The sequence below is a fragment of the Luteimonas padinae genome, from assembly GCF_014652935.1.
Lineage (GTDB): Bacteria > Pseudomonadota > Gammaproteobacteria > Xanthomonadales > Xanthomonadaceae > Luteimonas > Luteimonas padinae.
Genome location: NZ_BMZT01000003.1, coordinates 344,122 through 359,629 on the forward strand (window position 1 = coordinate 344,122; position 15,508 = coordinate 359,629).

Consider the following 15,508-nt stretch of genomic DNA (forward strand, 5'->3'; position numbering starts at 1 on the left):
CCGCCCGCAATCGCTTCCTTCCGAGACAGGAGTCACGTCATGACAGCGTCTTCCAGCCCCACCCTGCAGTTCCTCGGTGCCGCGGGCACTGTGACCGGCTCGCGCTACCTGGTCGAGGGCAATGGCCAGCGCGTGCTAGTGGACTGCGGCCTGTTCCAGGGCTACAAGCAGCTGCGCGAACGCAACTGGGCACCGTTTCCGGTCGATCCGGCGACAATCGATGCGGTGGTCCTGACCCACGCCCACCTGGACCATTCGGGCTACCTGCCAGCGCTGGTCAAGCAGGGGTTCCGCGGCCGGATCCACTGCACCCACGGCAGCGTGGCGCTGTGCGGCCTGCTGCTTCCCGACAGCGGGCACCTGCTGGAAGAAGAGGCGAAGTACGCCGCGCGCAAGGGCTACTCGAAGCACAAGGAGCCGCGACCGCTCTATACGGAAGAGGACGCCCGTCGCAGCCTGAAGCAGCTGCAGGGACATGACCATGAACGCGACATCGAGGTCGCGCCCGGCTTCACGGTGCGCTTCCACCCCGCAGGTCACATCCTGGGCGCCGCCCACGTCAGCCTGGATGTTCAGGGCCAGCGCCTGCACTTCAGCGGCGACTTGGGACGGCAGCAGGAATCGCTGATGAATCCGCCGACGCCCCTGCCCGCCTGCGACGTACTGGTCTGCGAGTCCACTTACGGCAATCGCGAACACGTCCCGATCGACCAGGAAGCGGAATTGGCCCCGATCATCCGCCGTGTTGCCGCGCGCGGGGGCGTTATCGTCATCCCCGCCTTTGCTGTCGGACGCGCCCAGGCGCTCATGCTGCATATCGCCCGGTTGCGTGAGCGCAAGGAGATCCCTCGCGTGCCGGTGTACCTCAACAGCCCGATGGCGATCAACGCGACCCGGCACTACCACGCCCACCATTCCGAGCACCACGTGTCCGAAGAGGACTGCCAGCGGATGTTCGACGTGGCCACCTTCGTCAACACTGTAGAAGAGTCGAAGGCGCTCAACCGCCAGCGCGGGCCGATGATCATCATCTCCGCCAGCGGGATGGCGACCGGGGGGCGCGTGTTGCACCACATCGAGGCGTTCGGCCCCGATGACCGCAACGCGATCCTGCTCGCGGGCTACCAGGCCGGAGGAACACGCGGTGCCGCGCTGGCGGCAGGCAAGCGCACGTTGCGCATGTTCGGCCGCGAGGTCCCCATCCGCGCTGAAGTGGTGCAGCTGGAAGGCTTCTCCGGCCACGCCGACGCCGGGGAGTTGCTGGACTGGATGCGCACCGCGCCGTCCGCGCCGCGCGTGGTGTACCTCACCCATGGCGAGCCCGATGCAGCCGACACGCTGCGCGGGCGCGTGCAGCGTGAACTGGGCTGGCGTGCGCGCGTGCCGGAGCACCTGGAGCTAGTCGGATTGGAGGATGCGAGATGACCACGCAGGCCCCGGGCCACACCCGCCTGCGCGTCACCCGTGCCGGCATCGACACCTACCAGCAGCCGGTGGTCTATATGCACCGTGACTGCGAAGTCTGCCGCTCGGAAGGCTTTGCCGCGATGACGCGCGTGAGGCTGGACGTCGGCGCGCGCACGCTGGTGGCGACGCTGAACGTGGTCGTCGACGATCGGCTCGGCCTCGACGAGGTGGCGCTGTCGGAGGCCGCGTGGACGCTCCTCGATCCCATGCCCGATGCCCTCGCCCGGGTGCGGCATGCGGAACCCGCGTCGTCGGCAGGCGCGCTCCGCGCCAAGGTGTTCGGGGCACGGCTGGACGACGCGCAGTACCTCGCCCTGGTGCAGGACGTGATGGAAAGCAGGCTGTCGGACCTGGAGCTTGCGGCTTTCGTCACGGCCAGCGCGGGCGACCGCCTCGACAACGCCGAGACGACCTCGCTGACACGGGCCATGATCGCCGTTGGCCAGCGCCTGGATTGGGGCGATGGGCCGGTGCTGGACAAGCATTGCGTCGGCGGCCTGCCCGGCAATCGCACCACGCCGATCGTGGTGGCCATCGTGGCTGCGCTGGGCTACCGCATCCCGAAGACGTCCTCGCGCGCGATCACGTCGCCCGCGGGCACCGCCGACACCATGGAGGTCATGGCGCCCGTGGCGCTCGATCTGGCGGCGATGCGCCGGGTGGTGGAGCGCGAGGGCGGCTGCATCGTCTGGGGTGGCAACGTGCGCCTGAGTCCGGCCGACGACATCCTGATCCGGGTGCAGCGCCCGCTGGATTTCGACAGCGACGGTCAACTGGTGGCCAGCGTGCTGTCGAAGAAGATAGCCGCGGGCTCCACCCACGTCCTGATCGACATGCCGGTGGGTCCGACGGCCAAGGTGCGAGGTGAGGCCGCGGCCCACAGCCTCGGCACGCGGCTTGCCCACACCGCGGGCGCGCTGGGATTGCAGTTGGGCATCCATCGCTCCGACGGCAGCCAGCCGGTGGGGCGGGGAATCGGTCCGGCGCTCGAGGCGCACGATGTGCTCAAGGTGCTGCGCAACGCAGCCGATGCACCCGCCGACCTTCGCGAACGCGCACTTGCGCTGTCCGCGGCGCTGCTGGACATGGCACCGGGCAGCAACGCCGGCACCGGACTGGAGCGCGCGCGCGGCGTGCTGGATTCCGGGGCGGCGCTGGCCAAGTTCCTGGCGATCTGCGAGGCCCAGGGAGGCTTCCGCGAACCGCCACGGGCGGCGTTCACCGCCGACGTCCCGGCGCCTGCATCGGGCCGCATCGCGGCGATCGACAACCGCAGGCTGGCCAAACTGGCCAAGCTGGCCGGCGCCCCGACATCCCCCACCGCCGGCCTCGAAACCGGTCTGCGGATCGGCGATACGGTCGAGCGCGGACAGCCCATGATGACCCTGCATGCGGAGTCGCCGGGAGAACTGGCCTACGCCCTGGAGCACGCCGCGACGCTGCAACCCTTTGTGCTTGGAGAGGTTCCATGACCCGTGTGCTGATGCCCTTCCCGGCCGATGCAGTGTTGGCCGGCACCATCAACCAGCCCCTGCAGGCGCGCATTGCACCCGTGGCTTGGCGGCACTTCCCAGATGGCGAGTCGCTGGTCACCCTGGACGACGCACTGGCCGGAGCCGATGTGGCGCTCCTGGCCAGCCTGCGCAACGCCGATGCCACGGCCCTCCCGTTGCGCTTCGCCGCCCGGACCGCACGCGAGTTCGGGGCTCGTTCGGTCGGCCTCATCGCACCCTACCTGGGGTATATGCGCCAGGACACCCGCTTCCATCGCGGCGAGGCGGTCAGTACACCGCTGTTTGCGCAATTCCTCGAAGAGGATTTCGACTGGCTGGTGACCGTGGACCCGCACCTGCACCGCGTCGAGCGCCTGCAGTCGCTCTACCGCATTCCGACGGTCCACGTATCGGCGACGCCGGCCGTGGCCCGCTGGATCGCTGAGACCGTCCCCGACGCTGTGCTGATCGGCCCTGACAGCGAGAGCGAGCAGTGGGTAGCGGACATCGCCGCCCTGTCCGGCATGCCCTACCAGGTGCTGGCCAAGGAGCGGCACGGCGACTACGACGTGCGCGTCAGCCTGCCCGACCCGGCAGCCGTGGCTGGTCGGACTCCGGTGCTGATCGACGACATCGTGTCGTCCGGCCACACGATCCTGGAGACCCTCGCACACCTGCGCCGGTTGTCGTTGCCGTCGCCGTTGCTGGTCGCCATCCATCCGGTGTTCGCAGGCGACGCCTATGCCCGCCTGCAGGAGGCGGGCCTGGCCCGCATCGTCAGCACTGACACCATTTCCCACCCCTCCAACGCCATCGCGCTGGGTGCGGACCTCGCCGCCGCGGCATCGACCCTGATGACCGCTTCGACCGATTCCCCGGAGGACCCATGAACCTGCATCTCAACTGCTGCACCGCCGACCAGCTGTCGGCCGCCGAGCGCCAGCGGATCCTTGAACTCGCCGACGCCCACCGGCAGGCCGATCCCGCGTTCGCCCACTGGGCGGCCGGCTACGGGGTGATCCGACATGACCCGCTTACCCAGCTCCGGGTCCGCCAGATGGTGCACGAGCTGGTCGCCCTGGGCCGCACGCCGGATGCCGGCACCGCATGGCAGCGGCTCGCCGCGGCCGACCGCGTCACCAGCGCCGGCATGTGGCTGGTGGCGCACATGACCTACAGCCAGCGCGTTCGTACCGACGGCGCGGCCCTGGAGGTCGATGATTTCAAGACCACGCCTGAAGGCCACACCGGCGGGTCCCTCAACATGGTGCCCGCCTACGCCGGCTACCTGCTGATGGATTCCCTGGATGGCGTCACCCGCGCGTGGATGATGGGCCAGGGGCACTGCGTGGCCGCCATCGACGCGCTGAACGTGCTGGTTGGCAACATGACCGACCGGCACGCCGAACGTTACGACCGCACCGGCGAAGGGCTGAGCCGGTTCGTAAGCGACTTCTATGCCTACACCCTCAATCCGGACGGAACGCCGGCGTCGCCCCTCGGCTCCCACGTCAATGCGCACACCGCCGGGGGCGTGATGGAAGGCGGCTATCTCGGCTTTGCCGAGCTGCAGTACGTGCATGCGCCGCTCAAGGATGAACGCCTGGTCGCCTTCCTCAGCGACGGTGCGTTCGAGGAACAGCGTGGCAGCGACTGGGCGCCACGCTGGTGGCGCGCCGAGGACAGCGGACTGGTCAGCCCGATCATCATCCTCAACGGGCGCCGCATCGAACAGCGCAGCCAGATCACCCAGCAGGGCGGCGAGCGGTGGCTGGACCGGCACCTGCGATTGAACGGCTTTGATCCGATCGCGCTGGACGGGCGCGATCCGGCCAGCATCGCGTGGGGCATCCACGTGATGGAGTCGCGCCTGCAAGCGGGCGCCGCTGTTCCCGCCGACGTGCGGCTGCCCTATGGCATCGCCGAAACCGTCAAGGGCTTCGGCTTCCCCGGCGCCGGGACCAACGCCTCGCACAACTTGCCGCTGCCGGGGAATCCGGCGAAGGATGCCGCGGCGCGCACGCTCTTCAATGAAGGCGCAGCGGCGCTGTTCGTGGCCGCGTCGGAGCTCGAGCAGGCCGTTGCCGCACTCAACAGCCACGATCTCCAGCAGCGGGTGCGCGAGCGCGACCATGCGCTGGCCGATCGCCAGGTGGAACCGCCCCGCGTCCCGGCGATCGCCGACCGCGGCGCCGGCGGTGAGAGCTCGCCAATGACCGCACTCGACGAGCAGTTCGTCGCCATCGCCGAGGCGAATCCGGGACTGCGGGTGCGCGTGGGCAATCCCGATGAGCTGCGCAGCAACAAGCTCGACCGGACCCTGGACGCGATGAAGCACCGGGTGCACGAGCCCGAGCCCGGCGTCGCCGAATCGCCAACCGGCGCGGTCATCACTGCGCTCAACGAAGAAGCCGTGGTCTGCGCGGCGCTCGGCAACAAGGGCGGGCTAAACCTGGTGGTCACCTACGAAGCGTTTGCACCGAAGATGCTCGGCGCCGTACGTCAGGAACTGATCTTCGCCCGCCACCAGGCCCAGGCCGGGCGCCCACCCGGCTGGCTGGGCGTGCCCCTGGTGCTGACCTCGCACACGTGGGAGAACGCGAAGAACGAACAGTCCCACCAGGATCCGACCATGGCCGAGGCGCTCATGGGCGAAATGGCCGACATTTCGCGCGTGGTGTTCCCGCCGGACGCCAATGGCGCTGCCGCCGCCCTCGCCCGCGCCTACGCGCAACGGGGCACGGTCACCACACTGGTCGTTCCCAAGCGTCCGGTGCCTCATGAGCTGACCCCGCAGCAGGCCCAGGCACTGGCCGAGACCGGCGCAACATGCCTCGCCGGCGATCCGGAGACGGCGGCGATCCTGCTGGTGGCCACCGGCGCGTACCAGCTGCAGGAAGTGCGCCGCGCACAGGCGCGTCTGGCCGCACGCGGAATGTCGGCCGCGATCGTCTATCTCGCCGAACCCGGCCGATTTCGCGCCCCGCGCGATCCGGAGGAGGCAAGGTACGTGCACTCCGACAGTGCGGTCCAAGCGCTGTTTCCGGTGGGCCGGCCGCGCGTATTCGTTACCCACACCCGTCCGGAGCCCTTCCTCGGTGCGCTGCGCCGACTCGACACCGGCCCCACCACCACCGCGGCGCTGGGCTTCGTCAACCGGGGCGGCACACTGGACGTGCCGGGCCTGCTGTTCGCCAACCGCAGCACCTGGGCGCACGTGGTTGACGCGGCTGCGGGCGTCCTCGGCGAGTCCCGCGACAACCTGCTGTCCGAAGCGGAGCTGGCGGCCGTGGATGGTCGCGGCGATCCGACCGCCATCCTGCGCGCGGAAGCGGGGCCGGCATCGTGAGCCGGCCGGCCAGGACCTCGCGCTGATGGCGGGCACGGTGCGCCGCGGAGGCCAGATCGCCTGGGCCGGACTGACTCTCGGGGTCGCGGTGTTGCGCCTGCGCCGACGCAGACCCGAACGGCTTCCCGCGTACGTCAGCGCCACCCTGGTGGGGCTGGGTACCACCTTCGTCAAGCTGGGCCAGGGTTTGAGCCTGCGCTGGGACCTGCTGCCGGCGCCCTATCGCGAGGCATTGTCGCGGTTGCACAGCGACGTGCCGGCATTTCCTGCGGACCAGGCCAGACACATGGTCGAGCAGGCGTTCGGCGCCTCCGTCGAAGAGCTTTTCGCCAGCTTCGATGACCATCCGCTGGCCGCCGCGTCGGTGGCTCAGATCCATCCGGCTCGCATGCATGACGGTCGCGACGTGGTCGTCAAGGTCACCCGGCCGGGCATCCACGCTCAAGTGCAGGCTGACCTGCGGCTGCTTCGACGCACGCTGCGCGTAGCCCAGTGGATCTGGCCGCCTCTGAAGCGACACCGCCCCCTCGAACTGGTGGACGAGCTGGGCGCATTCCTGCGCGATGAAATCGACATGCGTCACGAGGCGCAGAACATGCGCCGCATGGCGAAGGTGCTCGATGCCCTGCCCGGCATCACACAGCCACATGTCGTTGAGCCCTACGCCACCCGCGACGTGCTGGTCCAGGATCGTAGCCACGGCACCCGCCTGGAAGCCGCTTATGGAACGGCGGCGGCTCCCGCACTGGCAAGGGCGCTGCTCGGTGCCTACGTGCATCAGCTCTTCGGCGCCGGCGTCTTCCATGCCGACCCGCACCCGGGGAATCTGTTCTTCTTTGACGACGGTCGCCTGTGCCTGCATGACTTTGGCTCGATCGGCGTGCTCGACCCTGCATCCCGGCTCGCGCTCGGCGGCATGGTCGAGGCCATTGCGGCCGACGACGCCGAGGGCGTGCTGGATGCAGCGATCGCCATGGGCTTCTTCCCGCCGCAGGTCGACCGCCGCTCGCATGTGCGCGAGATCCACCTGATCCTGGCCGAGATGGCCAGCCGTCCGCTGGCGCAGTGGTCCATTGCCGAGGCAATCTGGCGCGTGGCACGCATTGGGCAGGGCGCTGGCTTCCGGCTTCCGGCCCACCTGCTGTCCCTGATCCGGACGCTGTTCCTGGTCGAGAACACGCTGCGGGCGCTGGATCCGGATCTGGACCTGCTGGGGACGCTGTCCGCGCAGGCGGCCGCGATCGCCGACATTGCCGAAGCCAGCCGCCCCAGCGGCAACAGGCCGCTTGCCATGCGGCTGGCCCGCACTGCGCGCCAACTGCCACAGATCGCCACCGACCTGTTGCGGCAGGCGCAACTCAGCGACGGACGACCCGCCTTCTCCGTACACCACCATGGCCTGAGTTCCACGCAGGAGGCAATCGCGCGCACGGGCAACCGGCTGGCGTTGGCCCTGGTCACCTTGGGCCTGTACGTAAGCGGTGCGCTGTTGAGCCTGCATTCCGACGGCCCGCAAGTGTTCGGTCACATGCCTTTCCTGGCGATCGTGGCCTTCGCTGCTGCGGGATTGCTCTCACTGCGGCTGGTGATGGCCATCGCCAGATCGGGACACTTGTAACAGAACACTGATCTATCTCCCCGCTGGTGCCCGGTGCATCAGTGCATTCAGGAAGGCAGACCCATGACGCAACGCAATCATCATCATCAAGATCATCAGGCGCACGGCGAGCAACCGCCGCATCCCCGCACGGGTGCTGAAGGTGACGTCCATGCCGGGCACGACAAGCACGCCGGCCACAGCGTGGCGAGCTTCCGCGACAAGTTCTGGTTCACGCTGCTGCTGACCATCCCCACTCTGATCTGGAGCGGGATGATCCAGCATTGGTTCGACTACACCGCACCACAGTTCCCGGGGTCGGCGTACATCCCGGCGGTGTTCGGCACGATCGTGTACTTCTACGGCGGCTGGCCGTTCCTCCGCGGCGGATACCACGAGCTGAGAAATCGCCTGCCGGGCATGATGACGCTGATCTCGCTTGCGATCACCGTCGCCTTCCTTTACAGCGCGTTGGTCACGCTCGGCGTTGTCGAGGGATTGGACCTGTGGTGGGAGCTGGCGACGCTCGTGGCGATCATGTTGCTCGGCCACTGGATCGAGATGCGTTCGATCAACCAGGCACAGGGCGCTCTCAAGGAGCTCGCGAAGCTGCTGCCTGATATGGCGGTACGGTTGGATGAGGCCGGTACCGCGAAGGAAGTCCCAGTCGCGGATCTGAAGCGCGGTGACCTGCTGCTCATCAGGCCGGGTGCAAGTATTCCCGCCGACGGCGTAGTGAAGGAAGGGACCAGCGCGGTCAACGAAGCGATGATCACCGGCGAGTCCAAGCCGATGGACAAGTCGGTGGACGACCGGGTGATCGCCGGCACCGTCAACGGGCAGGGCTCGCTGCGTGTCGAGGTGACTGGAACCGGCGACGAGACCGCGCTCGCGGGCATCATGCGGCTCGTCGAGCAGGCCCAAACGTCACGCTCGCGCGCCCAGGCCCTGGCGGACCGGGCGGCGTTCTACCTCACGATCATCGCCATCGTCTCCGCCGCCATCACCGCCATCGTCTGGCCACTCCTCGGTCGACCCTGGAGCTTCACGATCGAGCGCGTAGTGACCGTGCTCGTGATCGCTTGTCCCCATGCGCTGGGTCTGGCCATCCCGCTGGTGACAGCCATCTCGACCACAATTGGCGCGCGGAACGGGCTGCTTGTGCGCGATCGACGCGGCCTGGAAGAGGCGCGTCTTCTGAACACGGTCGTATTCGACAAGACAGGGACGCTCACCCTCGGGTCGCATCGCGTCGTGAAGACCACTGCCGCCGAAGGACTCACCGACGACGAGGTGCTTCGCGTGGCAGCGTCCGTCCAGCGCGACGCTGAACATCCGATCGCGCAGGCGCTGATGACCAGCGCAAAGGAACATGGCATCGACGTTCCGATGTCGCAGGGCTTCGAGTCCATGCCAGGACGCGGCGTGCGCGCAGTCGTCGAGGAGCGCTCGCTTCACGTTGGCGGGCCGGGTCTCTTGAGAATGCTCGCCGTCGAGCCGCCGGAGACCCTTCGGCGGGCTGCCGAATCAGCCGCAGCCGATGGTCAGTCTGCAACCTACCTGGTGGAAGGCGACCGGGTGCTCGCCGTATTTGCGATCGCGGATGCCATCCGTCCCGAATCGTTCGACGCGGTCAAGCGTCTGCACGACGAAGGACTGGAGGTTGTCCTGCTGACTGGTGATTCCACGGCGGTCGCAAACGCGGTCGCGAAGGAACTCAATATCGACACCGTCTTCGCCGAGGTATTGCCCGAGGACAAGGTGGCAAAGATCGAGGAGCTGCAGGCCCAGGGCAAGCGCGTCGCGATGGTGGGTGACGGTGTCAATGACGCTCCGGCGCTGCTCACGTCCGACGTCGGCATCGCCATCGGCACAGGGACGGACGTCGCGGTCGAGGCCGGCGACGTCGTACTCGTGCGCAGCGACCCGCGCGATGTGCCAGCGATCATCGAATTGAGCAAGGCCACTTATCGCAAGATGATCCAGAACCTGTGGTGGGCCGCCGGCTACAACATCGTCGCCATCCCTCTCGCCGCTGGCGTTCTCGCCGCATGGGGGATCCTGCTGCAACCTGCGCTTGGGGCAGTGCTCATGTCGCTGAGCACCGTCGTTGTGGCAATCAATGCGCAGTTGTTGCGCCGGGCGGTGCGGTCCCCATGAGCATGATTTGGCGACACCTGTGACCACGCGCCGGCTTCTCGCACTCAACGTTGGCTCGTCCACCCTCAAGGGCGCGTCCTATCTGTTCAACGCTGAGGGACCCGGCGCGCAGTCTCGCCTGGTCGAGCGCTCCCGGGCCGAGATTCCAGTCGGCGTAGATGCGCAGGAGCGCCTTGCCACCCTGCTCGAGGCATTGTCGGAGCCGTCGCCCGGCCCCGACGTGGTGGTGCACCGGATCGTACATGGCGGACCTGCACGACGCCCGCGAGCTCGACGAAACCGTGCTCGCGAAATTGGATGAATTGGTGCCGTTTGCGCCCTTGCACCAGCCGGTAGCCCTCGCGTTCGCGCGTGCCGCCCGCCTGCGTTGGCCGCACGCGCGTCAAGGCGTGGCCTTCGACACCGACTTCCACGCGTCGCTCGCGCCCTGGAGCCGGCGCTTGCCTGTCCCTGAAGCATGGGATGCGCTGGGCATCCGCCGCTACGGTTTCCATGGACTCGCCTTTGCCTCCGCGCTCCGCATAGTGGCCGGCCACGACACTGGAATCCTGAAGGGCCGCGCCGTCTTCGCGCATCTGGGCGGTGGCTGCAGCGTCAACGCCGTCGAAGGCGGCCGCAGCCGCGACACCACCATGGCGCTCACTCCGCTGGGTGGAATCCCGAGCCCTACCCGCTCCGGAGATCTCGATCCCGGCGCATTGCTGTATCTGCTACGGCACGAGCGTCTGGATGCGCAGGCACTTGAAGATGGCCTTGATCGCAGTGCAGGCCTTGCTGGAATCGCCGGGCATGGCGACATGCGCGTGTTGCTGGCCGATCCCGGCCCGCAGGCCCAGCTCGCCGTGGAGCTGTTTGCAGTCCGGATCGCGCAGTCCATCGCGGCCATGGCCACGGGAATCGGCGGACTCGACCATGTCGTCTTTTCCGGCGGCATCGGCCATCGCGCGCCGGTTTTGCGGGCTCGCATCGTCGCGCGACTGGCCTGGCTCGGCCTGGCGCTGGCACCTGACGTCAACGATGCTGGAGCCACGCGGATCGACCGCGGGGGCGGGCCGAGCATATGGAACGTCGCGATCGATGAGGAGCGCGAACTGGCTGAATCGGCACTCGCCTGGCTGTAGCCACGACACGCCCCAAGGGTCGGCTCCGGTGGGGAATCACTCGTCGATCCGTGACGACGTGAGCACCGCTGCGAATCCACCACCGGGGGTGCGCATGTTCGTGGTCTGGCCCTGGTACAGCCTGGCCGCGAACAACAGGACACCCGCCTCGGACGCGAAGCAGCGCACATCCGCCTTGAGGGACTGGCCCCCATGCACGATCCGCATGCTCGGTGGCGCGAAGGCCTGTGCGATGTAGGTCGCCGACGCCATAGACGCCCAAGTCCGCCGGGTCAACTTGTCGCCCCGATAACTCCCACGGCTGCCAAACCCTGCTGCAGGCTTGAAGAAATATCCGTTGCGCACTGCCCACAACGCATCCCGGTTCGCGGGCACGAGTTCGACCGTGGGCGGGATCACCTGGCCCAGCAGTGCCGTCGAACCCGCATCGACCCCGAACCCGCCGAGCAGAGCCGGGTACCCGAGCACCGCAAGGTTGCGCTTGTCGGCAAACAGCGCGTGTGCTCGGGGATGCGGCATCAGCGCGACGTCCCCTGCCAGGTAAGCCTCACGAATGTCTGCATGCGAGGCATCCTCGAGCGCGAAATCGGTCAACCGGTTGTAGACAGTGTCGATTCGACCGTGGGCATCCTCAAGCCCGTCCGAACCAAACGACAAATCCTCGGGAGCGCTGATCACGCAGTCCACGCCATGGTCCCGAAACGCGTTCGCGTACAGCTCAAACTCGGGGTAAAGGAACTGCGCTCGCGGAGTGCTGTCCACGATGGCCAGGCGCGACGGCGTGCGCCCGGATTGCTGCCGAGCATCCTCCATCCAGGCCGTGACGGCCGCATCACGCGCTTGGGCCGCGTTGGTCCAGGTGGCCCATGCTGGCGGCGCGCAAGACCGCACGGCATCGAGCAACAAGGCATTGAGGAGCAGACCGCCTGGATTGGTGTTGACCTCGATCAGCCGCGGCCCATCGACCGTCAGGTGAAAGTCCAGACCCAGGACGCCCCCCGCCGAACCCGGATCATGGGTTGCAATGTCAGGGGCCCATTGCAGGACCCGTTGGCTATATCCCGGGTTTCCTGCGACGTCGAAGACCGCCGCCGCGACTCGTCCCATGGCCTCCAACGCGGGCCGATCAACGAACAAGGCATAGGGTGAAAATAAGTGCGCGTGTACGGCGGGATCAGTCGTGAACTCCGGAAAGGCACCCCGGATCGACTCGTGCAGACGGAGGATGTCGACCACTTCGCATGCACACCGCTGGTTGAGCGGCGCGCTTTCCAGGGTGGCACAGTCGATCTCGCAGCCTGTCTGTCCAACTATTATCGGAGTCCGCGGTTCAACCACAACAGGGATTGTTCTGTTGGATCGGTGGACATGGCACTGTTCCGAACGAGCAGAACACACAGCAGTCGCCTTGATGCGGACGCAAAACCGCTCCACAGCCCGTGCACTCATAGAAGAATTGACACGCTGTGATGGGCATTGTCTCGGTCGCCCGATGGCCGCACTCCGGGCAGGTCAAGATGCTTTCCAGCTTGACGTCACTCACCGCCAGTCCGCACCATGGCCGGGAAGCCTGCTTCCGTGACTGCACGCGCGATTCCGGCTGCATCCGTCTGGCTCGATTCGAACGTCACCGTGACTGTTTTAGCCCGGGTGTCCACCTTCACATCGGCCACGCCCGGCACCTTCTCCAGCGCCTTCCTGATGGTGATGCCGCAGGCGGGACAGGTCATGTTCTCAGCATCGAGCATCACTACGGTTGCGGGCGTCGCAAGAGCGGCACCGACCGACAGAGCAGCCACCAGGGCCAGTATCCACTTGTGCATCGCGCCTCCTACAGAATCCAGACGATGTAATAGGGAAACAGCAGCAACAGGACGATGAGGGCTGTCGCCAACCAGAGCCAACGTCGCCTGCGTCGCAGAGCGTCCGGGGCGATGCAACTGCCATCCACACCGCACCGTGCCGCCGGTCGATACAGCATCCAAAACGCCACGGCCAAGGACAGTACGGCGGCGGCGCTGAACCAGGGCCTCAAGGGATCGAGAGCTGTCAGGGTGCCGATCCAGGCGCCACTGATGCCCAGCAGGACCAGCACCAGCGGCACGACGCAGCAGACCGATGCGCCAATGGCGGCGATGCTCGCGCCAACGATGGCTGGAACAGACGATTTGGCCGGGGTTGTTTGCATCAGAGCATACTAGCCTCTGTACCTAGGTACGGAGTCAAGTCGTGCGTCCGAACACGTTTACGATCAGCCGGCTGGCGGCGGCGGCCGATGTGCACGTCGAAACCGTGCGCTACTACCAGCGACGTAGGCTGCTGCGTCAACCCGAGCGACCCATAGGAGGCGTGCGTCGTTACGACGAAAACGATGTCAATCGGCTTCAGTTCATCCGGCGCGCTCAGATGATGGGATTCAGCCTCGACGAGATCGCTGGCCTGCTAGAGATCACAGGCGAACGTTCTTGCGAGCAGACCCGTCAGCTGACCGAGCGAAAGCTCGTCGATGTCCGTCTACGAATCCGCGAGCTGCGACAGCTGGAGAGGGATCTCGAACAGAAAATAGCCCGGTGCGCCCAAGTGCCGGCGGGAGAGTGCTGCCCAACCCTCGATTTTCTGGAGCGGCCAAGAAAGCCAGCTGCGACAGGCAGTTAGCTCACTTTCGGCCCGTCTTTACACGAATCCCTGCCGACCCTCAAAGTCTCCTACGCGGGCGCCCTACTCTGTTGCTTCCGTACTGGCGATAAGGCGAAGATCATCGCCAACAAAGATAACAAGCGGTAGCAGGAAAGGGGGTCTTCAGCCTCCGCAGGCAAAAACGTGACCATTATCACGTTCTGTTTTATCTAGCTGTACTAAGGGTTTGCATGGGGCAGGAGCACTCTAAGCGTTCCGGGCGATCTTGTTCGCGTGTACCTACTGTTTGCCAAGGAGAATGGCTATGAAGCAGTCGTGCGCAAGTTGGATCCCACGCGTCTTGACAGTGGTAATGCTCTCGGCAATCACCTTCGGGGTAGCTGCTAAACCCCCTAAACCAACCCACGAAGATCCGATCAATTCGGCGTCACTGAATGACGAGCAGGCTCGTAACTTCGTGGCTCTTCTCTCGGACGTTGTTCAGGGCGTACTGGCTCGACAGGGACGTACTGATGCGTTTATCAGCGTCCGACTAGATAAGAGCCACAGTAGAGTCGTGATTGATCTGACGCAAGACTACCTGCCCCAAGGGCAGAGAAACTTTGGTAGTGAGCTACAAGATCGTCTCCATACGATCACTACTGAGATCGTGCAGATGGCGAACTTCGATCTCAAGATCATTGTTGAGAATGTCGACTACACATTCGATGGCCAAGGGCTCCATTTCTACTATCCGGAGGACTTTTCCGTACAGGACGGCGACCCCTTGAGCGGTCTCGACTTCGGCCAACTTGGCGGTCCTGGACAAATTGTAGTTAGTGCTGGACATGGAATGTATCTCCATCGCAGCACTCCGCCGATATGGAGATTTCAGCGAGACGCGTATTTTGGAGTTAGGGAAGACCAAATTACTCAGCCACTTTCCTATTCCCTTGTAAATTTGATCATGGAGCGAGGTCTGCATTCAGCGCTGCTGATACGCTCTATGTCGCCCAACGTTCACGCCCCAAGCGGATCGCCTTGGATTGACATAGCGGCTCGCTATTATCTGCAGGAGATGCTGCCAAACAGGAAAGATATCTGGAACTCGCTACCCAATGCAACTCACGATTTGCGTGAGCGTGATGAAGACATCAGGAGTCGGCCACTATATGCGAATGATATCGCAGCGAGTGGTTTGCTAAGTATACATACGAACGGGCATGACACGCCGACTCCTCGTGGCACTCGTGTCTACTACCATCAAGGCAGAGTTGTCCCACGCAATGTCGCGACAAGTGTTCTCTGCTACATGAAGGAAATAATCAACGCGCAAGGCGGTTACGAAGACTTTCCAGTTGCAACCAATCCTGTCGGCGCTACCGATAATGGCGAAAACAGCATCGCAACAGTTCCTGCGATTATCGTTGAAACGGCGTTTCACTCAAATCCAGATGACGCTGCAGCGCTCTTGGATCCCGCCTTTCAAGCAGCTGCCATGAAAGGGGTTGAGAAGGGCGTGCGACTTTACGAAGAGGGCGAGCCATGCACGCCGTATGCGATTACAGATGTTCCCGATATCCAGGGACCGTGGGGTAGCACCCAAACCATTTCCATCCACTAGGGTTCTACCCCGAAATCACGGACGGTTGTAAAAGAGCTGACAGCTTCTGGTCTTGCCTGGCGACCCTGCGCCGCATCCTCG

Annotated in this window: 13 protein-coding genes; 9 read left to right on the forward strand and 4 right to left on the reverse strand. The window is 65.6% G+C overall.

Features of this window, described 5'->3' with window-relative positions; translation table 11 throughout:
- Positions 1-39 precede the first annotated feature (39 nt).
- The 7 genes from IE168_RS05110 to IE168_RS05140 all read left to right on the forward strand — a co-directional run bounded on the left by IE168_RS05110 (position 40) and on the right by IE168_RS05140 (position 11,187).
- Positions 40-1,425: an MBL fold metallo-hydrolase RNA specificity domain-containing protein gene (locus IE168_RS05110; RefSeq protein WP_189495840.1), complete on the forward strand. Its 1,386-nt coding sequence runs from the start codon at positions 40-42 to the stop codon at positions 1,423-1,425.
- Complete coding sequence (locus tag IE168_RS05115; RefSeq protein WP_140908535.1) at positions 1,422-2,939, forward strand: thymidine phosphorylase family protein; 1,518 nt, start codon at positions 1,422-1,424, stop codon at positions 2,937-2,939. The genes IE168_RS05110 and IE168_RS05115 overlap by 4 nt, the downstream gene beginning before the upstream one ends.
- On the forward strand, positions 2,936-3,850 hold the full coding sequence (locus IE168_RS05120) for a ribose-phosphate diphosphokinase (RefSeq protein ID WP_189495842.1): 915 nt from the start codon (positions 2,936-2,938) through the stop codon (positions 3,848-3,850). Before IE168_RS05115 ends, IE168_RS05120 begins: the two co-directional genes overlap by 4 nt.
- Entirely contained in the window at positions 3,847-6,309 is a 2,463-nt protein-coding gene (locus IE168_RS05125; protein ID WP_229823122.1) for a phosphoketolase family protein, read from the forward strand. The genes IE168_RS05120 and IE168_RS05125 overlap by 4 nt, the downstream gene beginning before the upstream one ends.
- A gap of 25 nt (positions 6,310-6,334) precedes the next feature.
- Positions 6,335-7,927 (forward strand): ABC1 kinase family protein, encoded by a 1,593-nt coding sequence (locus IE168_RS05130; RefSeq protein WP_036196098.1) that lies wholly within the window; start codon positions 6,335-6,337, stop codon positions 7,925-7,927.
- 63 nt (positions 7,928-7,990) lie between these two features.
- A complete protein-coding gene (locus IE168_RS05135) occupies positions 7,991-10,066 on the forward strand; it encodes a heavy metal translocating P-type ATPase (protein ID WP_229823123.1) in 2,076 nt (691 codons plus the stop codon).
- A gap of 242 nt (positions 10,067-10,308) precedes the next feature.
- A complete protein-coding gene (locus tag IE168_RS05140) occupies positions 10,309-11,187 on the forward strand; it encodes a hypothetical protein (protein WP_189495844.1) in 879 nt (292 codons plus the stop codon).
- 36 nt (positions 11,188-11,223) lie between these two features.
- On the opposite strand, the gene IE168_RS05145 is transcribed toward IE168_RS05140, so the two are convergent.
- The 4 genes from IE168_RS05145 to IE168_RS05155 all read right to left on the reverse strand — a co-directional run bounded on the left by IE168_RS05145 (position 11,224) and on the right by IE168_RS05155 (position 13,375).
- Positions 11,224-12,423 carry a hypothetical protein gene (locus tag IE168_RS05145; protein ID WP_189495846.1) on the reverse strand — a complete coding sequence of 400 codons (1,200 nt, stop codon included), beginning with the start codon at positions 12,421-12,423 and terminating at the stop codon, positions 11,224-11,226.
- Between the two features lie 94 nt (positions 12,424-12,517).
- Positions 12,518-12,793, reverse strand: coding sequence for a GDCCVxC domain-containing (seleno)protein (locus IE168_RS14505; RefSeq protein ID WP_484497218.1), 276 nt, complete (start codon positions 12,791-12,793; stop codon positions 12,518-12,520).
- On the reverse strand, positions 12,723-13,010 hold the full coding sequence (locus IE168_RS05150) for a heavy-metal-associated domain-containing protein (RefSeq protein ID WP_189495848.1): 288 nt from the start codon (positions 13,008-13,010) through the stop codon (positions 12,723-12,725). The genes IE168_RS14505 and IE168_RS05150 overlap by 71 nt, the downstream gene beginning before the upstream one ends.
- Before the next feature lie 8 nt (positions 13,011-13,018).
- On the reverse strand, positions 13,019-13,375 hold the full coding sequence (locus IE168_RS05155) for a mercuric transporter MerT family protein (protein WP_017355168.1): 357 nt from the start codon (positions 13,373-13,375) through the stop codon (positions 13,019-13,021).
- A 41-nt stretch (positions 13,376-13,416) separates the two neighbouring features.
- Between IE168_RS05155 and IE168_RS05160 the strand changes: the two genes are divergently transcribed.
- Together IE168_RS05160 and IE168_RS05165 are read left to right on the forward strand one after the other, a co-directional pair.
- Complete coding sequence (locus IE168_RS05160) at positions 13,417-13,842, forward strand: MerR family transcriptional regulator (protein WP_043766636.1); 426 nt, start codon at positions 13,417-13,419, stop codon at positions 13,840-13,842.
- A gap of 286 nt (positions 13,843-14,128) precedes the next feature.
- On the forward strand, positions 14,129-15,427 hold the full coding sequence (locus IE168_RS05165; RefSeq protein WP_189495851.1) for an N-acetylmuramoyl-L-alanine amidase family protein: 1,299 nt from the start codon (positions 14,129-14,131) through the stop codon (positions 15,425-15,427).
- The last annotated feature ends 81 nt before the right edge of the window (positions 15,428-15,508 follow it).